Annotated in this window: 15 protein-coding genes and 1 rRNA gene; 14 read left to right on the top strand and 2 right to left on the bottom strand. The window is 38.9% G+C overall.

Annotation, left to right across the window (positions count from 1 at the left end; translation table 11 throughout):
- Positions 1–2 precede the first annotated feature (2 nt).
- Positions 3–118 (top strand): 5S ribosomal RNA (rrf, locus tag AC1FXP_RS20915).
- A gap of 274 nt (positions 119–392) precedes the next feature.
- On the opposite strand, the gene AC1FXP_RS20910 is transcribed toward rrf, so the two are convergent.
- Positions 393–1,265: an AraC family transcriptional regulator gene (locus AC1FXP_RS20910; protein ID WP_480063901.1), complete on the bottom strand. Its 873-nt coding sequence runs from the start codon at positions 1,263–1,265 to the stop codon at positions 393–395.
- A gap of 120 nt (positions 1,266–1,385) precedes the next feature.
- On the opposite strand from AC1FXP_RS20910, the gene AC1FXP_RS20905 reads away from it, so the two are divergent.
- The 6 genes from AC1FXP_RS20905 to AC1FXP_RS20880 all read left to right on the top strand — a co-directional run bounded on the left by AC1FXP_RS20905 (position 1,386) and on the right by AC1FXP_RS20880 (position 7,753).
- On the top strand, positions 1,386–2,396 hold the full coding sequence (locus tag AC1FXP_RS20905) for a zinc-binding alcohol dehydrogenase family protein (protein ID WP_480063900.1): 1,011 nt from the start codon (positions 1,386–1,388) through the stop codon (positions 2,394–2,396).
- A 265-nt stretch (positions 2,397–2,661) separates the two neighbouring features.
- Positions 2,662–3,426: an IclR family transcriptional regulator gene (locus AC1FXP_RS20900; protein ID WP_480063899.1), complete on the top strand. Its 765-nt coding sequence runs from the start codon at positions 2,662–2,664 to the stop codon at positions 3,424–3,426.
- A 60-nt stretch (positions 3,427–3,486) separates the two neighbouring features.
- A complete protein-coding gene (locus tag AC1FXP_RS20895) occupies positions 3,487–4,386 on the top strand; it encodes a fumarylacetoacetate hydrolase family protein (protein WP_480063898.1) in 900 nt (299 codons plus the stop codon).
- Between the two features lie 24 nt (positions 4,387–4,410).
- The gene (gene gucD / locus AC1FXP_RS20890) at positions 4,411–5,877 is read left to right on the top strand and encodes an alpha-ketoglutaric semialdehyde dehydrogenase GucD (protein WP_480063897.1); all 1,467 of its coding nucleotides are present in this window, start codon (positions 4,411–4,413) and stop codon (positions 5,875–5,877) included.
- A gap of 191 nt (positions 5,878–6,068) precedes the next feature.
- Positions 6,069–6,839, top strand: coding sequence for an SDR family NAD(P)-dependent oxidoreductase (locus AC1FXP_RS20885; protein ID WP_480063896.1), 771 nt, complete (start codon positions 6,069–6,071; stop codon positions 6,837–6,839).
- Between the two features lie 23 nt (positions 6,840–6,862).
- Complete coding sequence (locus AC1FXP_RS20880) at positions 6,863–7,753, top strand: fumarylacetoacetate hydrolase family protein (RefSeq protein ID WP_480063895.1); 891 nt, start codon at positions 6,863–6,865, stop codon at positions 7,751–7,753.
- Between the two features lie 68 nt (positions 7,754–7,821).
- Here the strand turns inward: AC1FXP_RS20880 and AC1FXP_RS20875 are convergent, their stop codons facing one another.
- On the bottom strand, positions 7,822–8,526 hold the full coding sequence (locus tag AC1FXP_RS20875) for a FadR/GntR family transcriptional regulator (RefSeq protein WP_480063894.1): 705 nt from the start codon (positions 8,524–8,526) through the stop codon (positions 7,822–7,824).
- 376 nt (positions 8,527–8,902) lie between these two features.
- On the opposite strand from AC1FXP_RS20875, the gene AC1FXP_RS20870 reads away from it, so the two are divergent.
- The 7 genes from AC1FXP_RS20870 (at position 8,903) to AC1FXP_RS20840 (ending at position 14,953) form a co-directional block, all read left to right on the top strand.
- Positions 8,903–9,214 carry a UxaA family hydrolase gene (locus tag AC1FXP_RS20870; RefSeq protein WP_480063892.1) on the top strand — a complete coding sequence of 104 codons (312 nt, stop codon included), beginning with the start codon at positions 8,903–8,905 and terminating at the stop codon, positions 9,212–9,214.
- Positions 9,210–10,376 carry a UxaA family hydrolase gene (locus AC1FXP_RS20865; RefSeq protein WP_480063904.1) on the top strand — a complete coding sequence of 389 codons (1,167 nt, stop codon included), beginning with the start codon at positions 9,210–9,212 and terminating at the stop codon, positions 10,374–10,376. Before AC1FXP_RS20870 ends, AC1FXP_RS20865 begins: the two co-directional genes overlap by 5 nt.
- Positions 10,377–10,679: 303 nt before the next feature.
- On the top strand, positions 10,680–11,750 hold the full coding sequence (locus AC1FXP_RS20860) for a C4-dicarboxylate TRAP transporter substrate-binding protein (RefSeq protein WP_480063891.1): 1,071 nt from the start codon (positions 10,680–10,682) through the stop codon (positions 11,748–11,750).
- A 111-nt stretch (positions 11,751–11,861) separates the two neighbouring features.
- A complete protein-coding gene (locus AC1FXP_RS20855; protein WP_480063890.1) occupies positions 11,862–12,344 on the top strand; it encodes a TRAP transporter small permease in 483 nt (160 codons plus the stop codon).
- Between the two features lies 1 nt (position 12,345).
- Complete coding sequence (locus tag AC1FXP_RS20850; RefSeq protein ID WP_480063889.1) at positions 12,346–13,629, top strand: TRAP transporter large permease; 1,284 nt, start codon at positions 12,346–12,348, stop codon at positions 13,627–13,629.
- Between the two features lie 120 nt (positions 13,630–13,749).
- Positions 13,750–14,106, top strand: a complete 357-nt coding sequence (locus tag AC1FXP_RS20845; protein ID WP_480063888.1) for a TRAP transporter large permease subunit — start codon at positions 13,750–13,752, stop codon at positions 14,104–14,106.
- A gap of 403 nt (positions 14,107–14,509) precedes the next feature.
- Positions 14,510–14,953 carry an aspartate/glutamate racemase family protein gene (locus tag AC1FXP_RS20840; RefSeq protein ID WP_480063887.1) on the top strand — a complete coding sequence of 148 codons (444 nt, stop codon included), beginning with the start codon at positions 14,510–14,512 and terminating at the stop codon, positions 14,951–14,953.
- The last annotated feature ends 24 nt before the right edge of the window (positions 14,954–14,977 follow it).

Raw genomic sequence — 14,977 nt, 5'->3', positions numbered from 1 at the left:
AGTCTGGTGGCGATAGCGAAGAGGTCACACCCGTTCCCATGCCGAACACGGTCGTTAAGCTCTTTTGCGCCGATGGTAGTTGGGGGCTTCCCCCTGTGAGAGTAGGACGTTGCCAGGCAGATCAAAGCACAACCCAGAGGGTTGTGCTTTTTGCGGTGATGTCGATTTAGATCATAAAATAATCATTTGCGATCATAGATGACGAATTCGGACCATATATCATGATTTCGAATCATATCCTGCTAGAATCCAATCATAAAGATGATCAAGCCTCTTTTTGAGAGTGCTCATCTACTAAAAGATCAGGTGAAACAAGAGGTAGTTGACAGAGTCCCTTTTTAATCGCACAACACTCCCCATTTTAGCTCAAGTACTCCAAAAAAACATAACTTCTACTCTTCAACTCTCTCCACTTTTCTGTACTGCGCCGGCGAACATCCAACTTTCTTCTTAAAGGTTCGATAAAAATGAGGAAGACTTTCAAATCCGCATCTTTCTGCAATGGTTGCCACATTCTCATTTGTTTTCAATAACAAGTCTTTAGCATGTAAGATTCTCTTATTTGCAATATATTCGGAGATGTTTAATCCGGTCATCTGCTTAAACACCCGGCTTAGATGAGCAGGGCTAATGTCGCCGTGATCCGCAAGTGTTTGCAGGGTTACTTCAGTTGTAAAATGTTCCTCTAAATAAGTTAAAACATCTTTTATCCATCCTGGGATAGATGGTTTAGTTGCTTCATTTTTTAGTGGATGGATGATGGAGCGGTTAAAGAAAAGGAGCATCAACTTAAGCTGTAACTGAATCGCTTGTTGGAAGCCGGTCTTTTGCTCTGAGATTTCCTCATGAATGACTTTTAGAGAGTCAATTAGCTTTTGTTTCTGGTTGGGATTGAGAGTGTATCGAAATTGATTAAGCTTTGTACTTTCATCAAAGAGTTGTAAATAGGAAAAAGTAGAATTGTGAATTCCCTCATCCTGAACGAAAAGAGGGTGGAAAAAGACTGCAGTTGAAGTAACAGAATTCTCTTTATCTGGGATGGCATGATGAATGGTGTTACCCGGCAGGATAAATAAATCCGAAGCCTCCATATCATAAAAAGCATTGTTGATGAAGAAGGTCCCTTTTCCACTATAGACAAAGACTATTTCATACCAGTCATGAAAATGAGTAGGTAACTCATGAGCGAGATCTTTTTTATCCTGATAGTTTATATGAAAAGGAAAATGAATTTTAGAATCAAAAGCTTTTCGAATTGGTTTCATATGAATCCCTCCTTTTATAAGATATCAAAAAAAGGTATAAATTCGCAATCATCGCAATTTTCATTTCTGATATTGTTGTTATAATTGTGGAAAAGACAAATTATAGAATGGAGGAAAAACATGAAGTTGATTAGCTGCCAAGAACCAAACGTATTGCTAGAAAAAACAGAGGCAATCCCTGAACCATCGGTTGGGGAAGTGGTCATTGAGGTGAAAAGAATCGGAATCTGTGGAACCGATCTCCATGCCTTTCGTGGAAATCAGCCTTTCTTCACGTATCCGAGAGTGCTAGGTCATGAGTTGGCTGGAGTAGTAGTTGATGCAGAAAATCATAGTTCCTTATCGCCAGGGGACCAAGTCACGGTGATTCCATATCTGGAATGTGGAACCTGTATAGCTTGTCGTAATGGAAAACCTAATTGTTGTACGAATATGAAGGTGTTAGGTGTTCATTTAGATGGTGGAATGAAGGAAATGATACGGGTGCCTGAGAGTCATGTCCTTAAGGTGAATCATATCAGTTTGGATGAGGCGGCCATGGTGGAACCGCTTAGTATCGGGGTCCATGCAGTGGGAAGATCAAATCTATCAAGAGATCAGGTGGCTTTGGTTATTGGGGCAGGTCCGATTGGGTTGGCTGTTATGAAGTTTGCTAAATTAACGGGTGCGATAGTAATTGCAATGGATATTAATGAAGAACGATTAAACTTTTGTAAAAAATGGGCAGAGGTTGATTATACGGTCAATGCATTAGATGAGCCAGACGCTGAATTAGCAAGGCTAACTGATCATGATTTACCAGAGGTTGTCTTTGATGCGACAGGGAACAAGTCTTCAATGATGAACGCGTTTAACTTTGTCAGTCATGGCGGACAATTGGTCTATGTTGGATTAGTCAAGGAAGAGATCTCGTTTCATGATCCAGATTTTCATAAAAAAGAGTTGAGCTTATTAGCAAGTCGTAATGCAACAATAGATGACTTTAAGTATGTCATTAGCTGCATTGAACAAAATCAGGTTAACATTCAAGAACTGATCACTAAAAGAATTTCTTTCGGAACCCTCATTAGTGAGTTTGAGACACTATTTGATCCAGAACAAAAAGTGATTAAGGCCGTTATTGAGAGATAGTCACTCGAGAACCCTTTTAGAGTCCGAAAAATTCAAAAAGTGAATTGACTTTGAAAGGGTTTTCAAATATACTACAGTTGCAGCCGGTTATTTGAGAACAGAGTTTTATAATATAAAACAAACGGGATCATCTAACTCATATTGAACAGAAGAGAGGAGAGGAGTGGTAGCTTTTATGTTCGAGTTTAACTGTTTACATCCTTACATAATCCCTTAGCCTTCTGTGATATTCTATGGTTAAGAATTACATCGAGGGGGGGCTTTAATGCCTATTATTCAATCAGTTGATAGAGCTCTACAAATATTAGACTTATTTGATGAGTATGAAAAAGAGTTGAAAATTACCGATATTAGTGAACGATTAATGCTTCTTAAAAGCACGGTTCATTCGCTATTAATGACGTTGCATAAGCGCGGCTATATTGATCAGAACCCGGAAAATGGCAAGTATCGCTTAGGAATGAAATTGTTTGAGCGTGGGAATTTAGTTGTTCAAAGCTTAGATTTAAGAGAGTTAGCGAAACCACATTTACAAGCGCTAACAAAAGAAACGCAACAAACTGTACATTTAGTTGTATTAGACGGAAAAGAGGGCGTATATATTGATAAAGTCGAGGGAGCTACCTCTAGTGCTCTTTACTCCAGAATTGGTAGAAGAATCCCGATTCATTGCAGCAGTGTAGGGAAAGCGTTAGTAGCTTTTAAGTCTGAAGGGGAAATTCAGAGTATACTCGAAGATTACGATTTTGTTCCTCGTACAGAGTTTACGATTACGAATAGGACAGCTTATTTAAAAGAACTAGAAACAGTCCGGATACAGGGGTTTTCACGAGATAATCAAGAAAACGAACCTGGTGTTAATTGCGTGTCGATTCCAGTGAGGAATTACACAGGTGAAGTCGTAGCGGCGATTAGCATTTCAAGTCCGGTTATGAGATTTAATGAAGAACAAACTCAATTGCATATTGATTTATTAAAAAGGGAAGCAACCAAGTTATCAGCCAAATTAGGATATGGATACGAGAACTAGTTTGTCTCGTATAAATATATAAAAACTTAGTTTTATATTATAAAACAGGAGGGGATTTTGATGAGAATCATTCGATTTGAAGAGAAGCAATCGCAAAGTCCAAAACTAGCAGCTGTAACAGAACAAAATCAAGTGTACACATTGCCGTTTAGTAGTTTATTAGATGTCGTAGCAGAAGCGAAATCAAAACAAGTGAAACCTGTTGAAGTGATTCAAGCAATTATTGCTGATAGTCTACCATTAAGTGAAAGCTTACAAGAGTTAAAGTTGCTTGTTCCAATTGATGCTCCAGAAGTTTGGGCATCTGGTGTGACGTATCAAAAAAGTAAGGAAGCTCGCAACTATGAAGCAACAGACGGAAAGCTAGATGCGACAACATTTTATGACAAAGTGTATGATGCTGAACGCCCTGAAATTTTCTTTAAGTCAACAAAGGAACGAACGATTGGTCCTGATGGAGAAGTATTCTTACGAAGTGACTCGAACTGGCAGATTCCAGAACCGGAACTCGGACTCGTTTTAAGTGGAGATGGGGAAATCGTTGGCTATACGGTTGGGAATGATATGAGCTGTCGCGATATCGAAGGTGAAAACCCGTTGTATTTACCACAGGCTAAGCTCTGGGCTAATTCATGTTCGATCGGTCCAGCTATTCTTTTAGCTGAAACGGTGGAAGATCCCTATCAATTTGAGATTACATGTAAGATCTATCGAAATGATGAACTGGTCGTCGAAGGTTCAGCTAGTACTGCTCAATTGAAGCGTTCATTTGGTGAGTTAGTTGGCTTCCTAAAAAGAGATAACATCGTATTTCCAGGGACGGTGCTGTTAACAGGAACGTGCATCGTGCCTCCAAATGAATTTACGTTAGCTGACGGAGATCAAATTGATATTCAAATTTCAGGAATTGGAAGTTTAAAGAATTCGGTAAAAAGTCAAGTTGCTCAAACAGCAAAATAATAAGATTGAAGGAGGAAGAGAAGAATGGTATTAAAAACAGATATCAAGACGTATTTAAATTTTGTAAATGGTTCATGGGTGAGTGCTTCTAGTTCAGATGTGGCAGCAAGTATTAACCCGGCTAACCAAAATGAAATTGTAGGATATGTGCAAAAATCAACGAAAGAAGATTTGGACACTGTTATAGAAGCGGCAAAGGCAGCGCAAAAGTCATGGGGAAAGCTTTCTGGTGCTGAGCGTGGCAGCTACTTATATAAAGTGGCTGACATTTTAGAATCACGTATTGACGATATTGCTGAGACAATGACTCGTGAGATGGGGAAAACCCTGCCTGAGGCTAAAGGGGAAACGGCTCGTGGTGTCGCAATTCTTCGTTATTATGCAGGAGAAGGCATGAGAAAAGTCGGTGATGTTATTCCTTCAACCGATTCAAATGCGTTAATGTTTACAAGCCGGGTTCCTTTAGGGGTTGTAGGTGTTATTACACCATGGAACTTTCCTGTTGCTATTCCAATTTGGAAAATGGCTCCGGCACTAATCTATGGTAATGCAGTTGTGTTAAAGCCAGCTGAAGAAGCAGCTGTGACAGCGGCGAAAGTGATTGCATGCTTTGAAGAGGCGAACCTCCCAAGTGGGGTGGTCAACTTTATTACAGGTGCTGGATCAGTGATTGGGCAAGGCCTTGTTGATCATCAAGGTGTAAACGGAGTTACATTTACAGGTTCTGATACTGTTGGTAAGCAAGTTGGTCAAGGGGCATTAGCGCGCGGTGCGAAATATCAGCTTGAAATGGGTGGGAAAAACCCAGTGATTGTCTCAGAAGATGCTGATTTAGATCTTGCTGTTGAAGCAACGATTAGCGGTGGTCTTCGTTCGACAGGTCAAAAATGTACGGCAACCAGTCGTGTGATTGTTCATAGTAGTGTCTATGATGCGTTTAAAGAAAAGCTAATTAATCATGTAAAAGAAATTAAGGTTGGCAACGGTTTAGAAGAAGGAATTTGGATGGGGCCAAGTGCGAGTGAAAGTCAGCTCGATACTGTTTTATCCTATATTGAAAAAGGAAAAGAAGAAGGAGCCACGCTTCTTGTTGGAGGCAAGCGTATCCTTGAGAAGGAATGTGCAAATGGCTTCTTCGTTGAGCCAACGGTCTTCGAAAATGTATCAACTGATATGACAATAGCGCAAGAAGAGATTTTCGGACCGGTTCTTACCTTAATGAAAGTCGATTCATTAGATGAAGCGTTAACACTTGCCAATGATGTGGAATATGGATTAAGTGCGTCAATCTTTACAACGAACATCCAAAAGATGCTGACATTTATCAAAGATATGGATGCGGGTCTAGTGCGAATCAATGCTGAGAGTGCAGGAGTTGAATTGCAAGCTCCATTTGGCGGCATGAAGCAGTCTAGCTCTCATTCTAGAGAACAGGGGCAAGCTGCGATTGAGTTCTTTACGTCGATTAAGACGGTTTTTGTAAAAGGCTAAAAAGTAAAAGTCTCTCCATGATTGGAGAGACTTTTAATAGTTTATTTTGAAAGTTTTCACTTGTTTGTTATTGAAAAAAAACGGAAAAGGTGATAAATTAATTTTGTGGTAGTACCAGAATACCTCTGATGTCTTTTGCTTTTAGTTTGTGAATTTGAAAGCGTTTAATAGTTACTATAGGAGGGACTCTAGTGAGACTTAAAGATAAAGTTGCTCTAGTAACAGGGGCAGGTTCTGGGATTGGAAAGGAAACGGCATTGCTATTTGCAAAAGAAGGTGCCGAAGTCATTGTAGCTGATATTAATGAAGAGATTGGAAGAGGAACGGTTTCAGAAATTCAAGATAAGCAAGGTAAAGCCATGTTTGTAGAAGTTGATGTGACAAATGAGGATAGTGTAACTAGCCTGGTGGGTGTCATTCAGAGCCATTATGAGATCATTGATATTCTATTTAATAATGCAGGAATTAGTGGGATAGGGCAACTACATACGATTGAGCTTGAAACATGGAAAAAAGTCTTTGATGTTAACGTAACGGGCGCCTTTCTAGTTTCAAAAGCCATCTTGCCGCTGATGATAAAACAAAATAGTGGATCAATTATTAACATGTCTTCCTGTATTGCAGAAATTGGGCTTGCTAACAGGGCGTCTTATGCTGCAAGTAAAGGTGCTATTCTTTCCTTAACAAAGTCGATGCAGGTTGATTATGCTCCTTATAATATTCGTGTCAATGCATTAATGCCAGGGACGATCTACACCCCATTTGTGGAAGATTATTTATCAAGAGAGCCTGATCGTCAGGCTGCAATTGCCAAGATAAAAGAAAGACAGCTGAGTGGTGATTTAGGAAAGCCAATTGATGTTGCTTATGCAGCGCTATATTTAGCTTCAGAAGAATCAAAATTTATGATGGGAACTCCATTTATGATTGATGGCGGTGTCGTCAATGGAAAATCAAGTTAAGCGAAAAAGAGGAGGAGAGAATAATGAAACTATTAACCTTTCAAGAGAAAAGCGAGTTAAAGTTAGGTATTAAGACAGACCAGGGTGTATTGGATGTGGCGAAAGCAGCTAGTTCTCTTTCGAAAGCAGCCCCTGTCACGATTGAAGAAGTCATTGAAAACGATGGTTCACTAGACGTGTTAGACGCACTAGTAAAATCAGCGCTTGAGCAGCAAGGAGAATCTTACTTTTTAAATGAGGAAGAACTACAACTAGGACCAGCTGTACCGAAGCCTGGTAAAATGATTTGTGTTGGTTTAAACTACCGAAAGCATGCAGAAGAGTCAAATATGCCAATTCCTGAGTACCCGGTTTTATTTAATAAATTTGATAATACGGTTGCCGCTCATAATCAGGTAATAAATCTTCCATTTAATTCACAAGAGAACGATTATGAAGCGGAGCTTGTCATCGTTATTGGGAAAAAGGCGAAGCGTGTTACACAAGAAGATGCGCTTGGATATGTCTTTGGTTATTGCAATGTGAATGACTTGTCTTCAAGAGATTTGCAATTCCGGACGAATCAATGGCTGTTAGGGAAGTGTTTAGACGGCTTTAGTCCACTTGGTCCATACCTTGTGACAAGTGATGATATTGAGAACCCGAATGACCTATCGATCAAAGCGATTGTAAATGGAGAAGTGCGTCAAGACTCAAACACTGCAGATATGGTTTTTAAATGTGATGAAATTGTCAGTTATATCTCTGAACATATGACATTAAACGCAGGGGATATTATTCTAACAGGTACTCCAGAAGGGGTAGCTTTAGGTATGCCAGAAGATCAAAGAGTGTATTTACAAGATGGCGATGAGGTAACGATTGAAATCGAAAAGCTTGGAAGATTAACAAATAAGTTTAAACAAGAGGTTTAAAATAATAAGCTGCGTGATTTCCTAATCACGCGGCTTTTATCATGATAAAAGCCCTTACAAAAGGGCTTTTACTCAATTTTTGAATACAATTGTTTAGCTCGTGAGAAATTCAGGTCAATGGCTTCTTTTACCTGATCAGTGTTTCTTTCTTTTATTGCAGACACCAGCTTTGTTCTTGACTCAATACTATTTTTCATCGCACCAGGGATATTAAGCATTTTTACCATACTATTATGACGTAAATGAACAATAGTTTGCATGAGTTTGCAGTAAATCTTATTGCTACTGCACAGGCCCATGTGTAAATCGAAATCATCTAAAAGCTGTTGAAAGGCTTCAGATTCTTTGTTTCTTTTGTCAAAGCTTTTCAACTGATTTAATATCTCTTCTAAGACTTGGATATCTTTATTGTTCATATGCTGTGAGGCTTCATAGTAGACTTCAGACTCAATTAGTTTACGAGCAGCATAAATTTCTTCCATGTTATTAATCTCGTTATAGTACATCCAAGAAATCGTTTCAGCTGGAATAGGGGTTTCGCGTTTGCTAACATAACTTCCTTCACCAGGTTTGATGGTAATCAAACCGATAAGCGCTAGGGCTCGTAATGATTCTCGAATTCTTCCGCGGTTGACTCCGAATTCTTCAGCTAATAAGCGTTCATTTGGAAGTTTGTCACCTGGTTTTAGCTGATTCGTGGTGATCCAAGAAGCCATTTGCTCCATAATTTGCTCTGTAACTGTTACTCGTTTAACAGGATTAATTTTGACCATGTTTTATCACCTCTTAAATTCGACATCGTGGTACTACCAAAATACCACAAAAAAGAAGATTTATATATAGATTTTGTTTAAATAAAAAAACTTATTTGAAGGAATTATTGAAAATTTATTTAGAAAAAACTAAAAACTGGTTGTGTTTCCCATAAATTTCATGATATATTTTTATTGTACTGGTACTACCACATGACAATGTATTGAAAGCGCTTAATTTATTAGCGGGACTCAGTCGATATGTTAGTTATTTTCCGGTACTACCACACCTCCGGGAATGAGGTCTTTTATTGCGTTACTCTGGTACTACCACAATACCTAATCAACGTTCTAAAAGAATACAAGAGTTTTCTATACATAGAGAGGAGTGAGCAAGTTGAGTAATGGGAAATTTCGAACCATTGTTATGAGACCAGATGACAGCGTTGCGGTAGCACTTCAGGAAATACCAGCAGGAACTGAAATTGAAGTCAATATTCCCCAAAAAGAGACTAGCATGATTATCTTGAAGGAAACAATTGAATTCGGTCATAAGTTTGCAATAAATGCGATCGAAGCTGGATCAGAAATTAAGAAATATGGAGAAGTGATAGGTAGAGCTTTAAGAGATATTGAGAAAGGTGAGCATGTACATGTTCATAATTTAGAAGGAACAAGAGGAAGAGGTGATAAAATTGTTACAAATTGAAAATGGACAATTTTTAGGGTATAGACGGTCAGATGGAAAGGTGGGTGTTCGTAATCATGTGTTGATTCTTCCGACAATCACATGTGCGACACAAACAGCTAAACAAATTACAGAGCTTGTTCACGGAACTGTTTCATTTAACCATCAGCATGGATGTGCTCAGGTAGGAGTTGACTACGACCAAACGTTCAGGACATATGTAGGAATGGGAAAAAATCCAAATGTATACGGCGTCGTCGTGTTAGGTCTTGGATGTGAAACCCACCAAGCTAGAAGCGTAGCTGGCGAGATTGCTGAGTCTGGGAAACCGGTTATTACCGTTTCAATTCAAGAGCATGGAGGAACTTTAGACGCGATCGCAGAAGGGGCCAAAGCAGCAACGAAGCTCGTCCAGGAAGCATCGATGCAAATGAAGGAATGGTGTGATTTTAGTGAGTTGATCATCGGAACAGAATGTGGTGGATCTGACGCCTGTTCTGGATTGTCGGCGAACCCAGCAGTAGGAGCCGTAAGCGACATGATTGTTGACTTAGGTGGTACATCTATACTAGCAGAAACTACTGAGTTAATTGGGGCTGAACACTTATTAGCAAATCGAGCTAAAAATGACCAAGTAGCTAAGCGTGTATACGAAGTAATTGAAGCAATGGAAAATCGCTCGATACAAATGGGCGTAGATATCCGAACTGGAAATCCTAGTCCTGGAAACATCAGAGGTGGACTGAGTTCACTTGAGGAAAAGTCACTTGGAGCAGCAAATAAAGCAGGGAAAAGTACATTAAATGAGCTGATCAACTATGCTGAAGAGCCAACGGAGAAAGGATTGGTTTGGATGGATACACCAGGTCATGATATTGAACAATTAACTGGAATGGTCGCTGGTGGAGCTCAGGTTGTCTTATTTACAAGTGGAAGAGGAACACCTACGGGATCACCGATTGCACCAGTGATTAAAATCTCTACGAACACTGGGATGTTTGAAAGAATGCGTGAGAATATGGACCTAAATGCAGGTACAATTATCGAAGGTACCGAAACAGTAGATGAGGTTGGGAAACGAATTTTAACTGAGATCGGAATGGTGAGCTCAGGTAAATTAACAAAAGCAGAAATTCTTAAACAACATGATTTTGGGATTTGGAGAATTGGACCTACCTTTTAATAGATTAGACCTAAGTCCAACTGTTTAGTTTATGAAAAGCTTTCTTTATTTGATCGTTTATGTGAGAGGATTATAGGCTTTCGAACCGATTTCAACTAGAACTCCTACATCAAGAAAAGGTATAGATTAGCATTTAATGCAATTTTTATTTCTGTATTTGTTGTTATGATGGTGACAATGGGATTTGAAAATGTGATGTAGAGCACAGGGAGTCATTAGAAAGATAAAAAGTGGATCGTCTACTAATCGAATGTAAGCGTTATCTACTTTTTATATAAACCATTCAAAAAAGGGGAGTTAAAGATGAAAAAAGTTAACAAGTTATTTTTCGCTTCACTTGCAGTTCTGTTATTGTTATTTGTGGCAGCTTGTTCTTCTGGCACTAGTGAAGAGAGTTCTGGAGCTTCAGAACAAACTGAGGGTGCAACGGAAGAAGCGTCCGAAGGAACAACTGGTGGAGAAGTGTATTCTATTAACATCGCTTATGGAAATCAACCAGGAGAGCCAGTTGATGAATTAGCTAAAAAGTGGAAAGAGCTAGCAGAAGAAGCGAGTGATGGGAGATTAGAGTTAAAGCTTTACCCGAGTTCACAATTAGGACCTGAGAAAGATGTGGTAGAACAAGCACAAATGGGGAACAACGTAATTGTGTTAGCCGGGTATGACTTTTTAATGGACTATGTTCCTGATGCTGGAATTTTAACAGCTCCTTATTTAGTAGATGAGATTGATGAATTGCTATACTTAACTGAAACAGAATGGTTTGAAGGATTAAGAAGTGATTTAAACACACAAGGTATTGAGGTCGTTACAACGAGAACGGTCTATGGTGCCCGTCATCTCTTAACAAATGATAAAGTAGAAACTCCTGAAGATTTAAAAGGATTAAAGATTCGCGTTCCAAATAACCAAATGTCTATTCAAACATTCGAAGCAATGGGTGCTGCAGCTACACCTACACCACTTGGAGACCTATATACTTCACTTCAACAAGGCCTTGTTGATGGAGCAGAAAATCCACTTCCTGTTCTTCAAGGGGTGAAAGCACATGAGGTTTCAAAACATCTTTCACTAACAGGACATCAAAAGTTTATTACGGCTTGGATTGGTGGCACCAGCTTCATGGATACATTACCAGAGGATCTTTTTCAAATTTTAAGAGAAACAGGTGACGAAGCGAGCGAATATGGAAGAACGGTATTAGATGCGCAAACAGAGGAAGTTATAGCTGAATTTGAAGCTCAGGGCGTAGAAATTTATGAAGTGGATATAGAACCATTTAGAGAATTGGTTCAAGGTGTATATGAGTCATTCCCTTCTTGGACACCTGGTTTATATGAAGAAATTCAAGAGTTACTTGAAAACCGTCCTTAAAGATTGATGAATTAAGAGATTTATGTAGATGTGAGCATGTAGATGCTCACATCTCAGGTAAATCCTAAGAGCTTCAAGATTTTATCATGTTTGTATCAGGGGGAGAGATTAATGATGAAGAAGTGGTTCAATTGGATAGATGACGGAATAGCAACTTTCGCACTTTCTGCAATCATCTTGCTGACTGGTACGAATGTGTTTTCTCGTTATGTGTTAAACAATCCTCTTCCATGGGTTGAAGAAATAGCCATAGGATTATTTGTATGGTTTGTATATATCGGAATTAGCTCAGCGATGAAGCGAGATAGCCATGTGGGGGTTGATTATTTTGTAAATAAACTTCCGAGACCGTTACGAATCATTAGTATTTTCATTCGTGCTTCAGCTATCTATTTCGTACTTTTTTATATTTTTATTTACCTTGGATTAAATTTTATTTTACAAGCATCAAGTAAAGTTACTCCGATCCTCGGGATCAGCTATCAGATGATTAACATAGCTGTACCAATTGCTGGAGTGTTTACTGCCATTTATTTCACTAAATCAATGATTCGGTCTCTCCAGATAGAATTCAGCAAAGAAGGAGGGTCTTAGGATGGCTTTAACTGTTGTATTATCCGTTTTATTACTTTTATTTATCCTAAATGTACCGATAGCATTTGCGTTAATTGTAAGTACAGCAGTCTATTTTTTATTTACTGATAGTTTCTCAAGTACTGTATTAATTCAAAGATTAGTAGGAGGAGTGGAATCAGTTCCTCTACTAGCTATTGTATTTTTCGTTGCTGCTGGTATTTTAATGAACTACACGGGGATCACTTCGCGAATGCTTCGATTTGCACAAGTTTTGACGAATCGTCTTCCTGGTTCATTGGCACAGGTAAATGTCGTGTTAAGTACATTAATGGGCGGATTATCAGGTTCTAATGTTGCAGATGCAGCCATGCAATCAAAAGTGTTAGTTCCTGAAATGGAAAAGAAGGGGTATAGCCGAGCGTTTGCGACTGCGTTAACCGCATCTACATCTCTTATCACACCAATTATTCCACCGGGAATTGCATTAATTATGTATGGGTATGTAGGGAATGTTTCCATTGGGAGTTTGTTTTTAGCGGGGATTTTGCCGGGGATTGTTTTGTGTGTGAGCTTTATGGTTTATGTTCATTTTTACGCCAAAAAACATAAGCTCGAAACAGAGAATAAAGAAAAAGTTACAAAGAAGATCTTTTTCTTTACATTTAAAGATGCGATTTTAGCGTTGTTGCTTCCCATCATCATCATTGGTGGAATTCGTTTCGGAGTATTTAGTGCAACGGAAGCTGGTGCGATTGCAGTATTCTATGCTTTATTTTTAGGTTTAGTTATTTATCGCGAAATGAAAATGAAGCAATTAGTCAACGCACTTGTCGAAACGGTACATACCGCTGCCTCCATTTTAATCATTATTGCTGCCGGTTCTGCCTTTGCTTGGGTTTTGACATTGGAGCAGGTTCCACAAAGAATGACGGAATTTATGGTGAGTCATGTTTCCTCACCAGTTATGTTTCTTCTAGTTGTTCTAATCTTTTTATTAATAGTGGGAATGTTTATCGAAGGAAATGTTTCAATTATTATTCTAACACCTTTATTTATGCCAATGATTCAGCAATACGGGATTGATCCAGTACACTTTGGTATTTTCTTTATTATTTGTATAAGTATAGGAACGTTAACACCGCCGCTTGGAACGATTATGTATACGACCTGTTCTATAACTGGTACGAAGGTAGAGCAATTCATTAAGTATAGTTGGCCGTTTTTACTTATTCTCATTGTAGCTGCTTTATTGATTGCATTCGTTCCAACTATTTCACTTTGGTTACCAAGTATATTGGGATAGGTAATTATGAAACTAGGAAAACAAGTTGTTGTGTTAAGGCCAGGGTTACTTCATTATGGGAGTAGCTCTTTTTGTATTTGTTATTTGCTAGATTTGATTTAATTATTTATCAACGGTTTATTGAAGAATAAATCTTCCCGTTATTATTATCGGCGAATTTATTCGGGAACGTTTAGTCCTACAGAAGCTGCAGGCATTTCTGTTCTTTATGCATTAATTTTAGAAGTGTTTATTTTTCGCTCTTTAAAGTTTACTAACATACCTAAAGTGGCACTATCCACAGGATTAGTTACATCAGCGGTATTTATCTTGGTGTCTGCTGGTCAGGCATTTGCTAATGTAGCTCAATATGCAAGAATACCAAGGTTGCTATCTGAATTAGTATTAGGAGGAGATCCTACAGCACTGCAAATACAGCTTTACATTCAGCGCCTTGGATCGAAGGGTTGGAACGATCACTCCAAAAGCCCGTTCTAACAGCGAATCAAGTCAGCTTCTGGGAGGCACTGCGTCTATCAGGTCAATTCACTCCACAGAAAGGACTAGGTAAATTGTTATAAAAAAAGCTGTAGCAAGAGAAGGAGAATGGACGGATGGTCATAAGAGCAAAGAAAGGGCAAGTTAGCAAAGAATCGATAGGGATCCTCATGCTTGATACATTCACCCCTTTTATCCCAGGGGATATGTAGGAAATGCAACAACGTATCCATTCCCGGTCAGATACAAACGGTGAAAGGTTTTACTATTGAAAAGTTGCTGCAAAAAGATCGAACGATGCTAACCCCCGTTTTGGAAGCTGGACATAAACTTGTCAAAGAAGGAGTAAAGGCCATTACAGCTGATTATGGATATATGGCTATGTTCCAAGATGAAATCGCCAATGAGCTTCAAGTCCCCGTTTTTTTATCGAGCCTTACTTCAAATTCCTTTTATTTCTGCAACGCTCGGGCAAGTGGAAAAAGTTGGGATCATTTGCAGCAAAGCTTCCAACTTTGAAGAAGAGTTATTACAAAAAATAGGTGTCAGCCCCACGATCCCACTTTGTATTATGGGGATGGATGAGAAAGAGAATTTTCGTAAGGCTGCACACGATGAAATTGGTATTCTTGCCCCTGACAAGATCGAAGAGGAAGTGGTCTCAGTAGCTAAGGAAATGGTCCGATCTGATCCATTAGTGAAAGTAATTCTTTTAGAATGCTCAAGTCTTCAGCCAAATGCTGCAGCGAATCAAAAAGCTGTTCAATTGCCGATTTTTGATTATGTTACGATGATTAAGTATGTTCATTCAGCGCTAGGTCAAAAGAGATATAATGGTTATATGTAGACATGGTTTTGTTTGTAAGGTGTA

The organism is Halalkalibacter sp. HAAS-P013, from assembly GCF_056619925.1.
The sequence above is the reverse complement of the archived record's forward strand: the minus strand, read 5'-3'. Positions and strand labels throughout refer to the sequence as shown.

What these genes read in the sequence shown, in the direction of transcription:
- AC1FXP_RS20875 (WP_480063894.1), bottom strand. Translation starts at nt 8,526, where the DNA reads ATGGTCAAAATTAATCCTGTTAAACGAGTAACAGTTACAGAGCAAATT.
- AC1FXP_RS20900 (WP_480063899.1), top strand. Translation starts at nt 2,662, where the DNA reads ATGCCTATTATTCAATCAGTTGATAGAGCTCTACAAATATTAGACTTA.
- AC1FXP_RS20855 (WP_480063890.1), top strand. Translation starts at nt 11,862, where the DNA reads ATGATGAAGAAGTGGTTCAATTGGATAGATGACGGAATAGCAACTTTC.
- AC1FXP_RS20910 (WP_480063901.1), bottom strand. Translation starts at nt 1,265, where the DNA reads ATGAAACCAATTCGAAAAGCTTTTGATTCTAAAATTCATTTTCCTTTT.
- AC1FXP_RS20850 (WP_480063889.1), top strand. Translation starts at nt 12,346, where the DNA reads ATGGCTTTAACTGTTGTATTATCCGTTTTATTACTTTTATTTATCCTA.
- gucD (WP_480063897.1), top strand. Translation starts at nt 4,411, where the DNA reads ATGGTATTAAAAACAGATATCAAGACGTATTTAAATTTTGTAAATGGT.
- AC1FXP_RS20905 (WP_480063900.1), top strand. Translation starts at nt 1,386, where the DNA reads ATGAAGTTGATTAGCTGCCAAGAACCAAACGTATTGCTAGAAAAAACA.
- AC1FXP_RS20880 (WP_480063895.1), top strand. Translation starts at nt 6,863, where the DNA reads ATGAAACTATTAACCTTTCAAGAGAAAAGCGAGTTAAAGTTAGGTATT.
- AC1FXP_RS20860 (WP_480063891.1), top strand. Translation starts at nt 10,680, where the DNA reads ATGAAAAAAGTTAACAAGTTATTTTTCGCTTCACTTGCAGTTCTGTTA.
- AC1FXP_RS20895 (WP_480063898.1), top strand. Translation starts at nt 3,487, where the DNA reads ATGAGAATCATTCGATTTGAAGAGAAGCAATCGCAAAGTCCAAAACTA.
- AC1FXP_RS20840 (WP_480063887.1), top strand. Translation starts at nt 14,510, where the DNA reads ATGAGCTTCAAGTCCCCGTTTTTTTATCGAGCCTTACTTCAAATTCCT.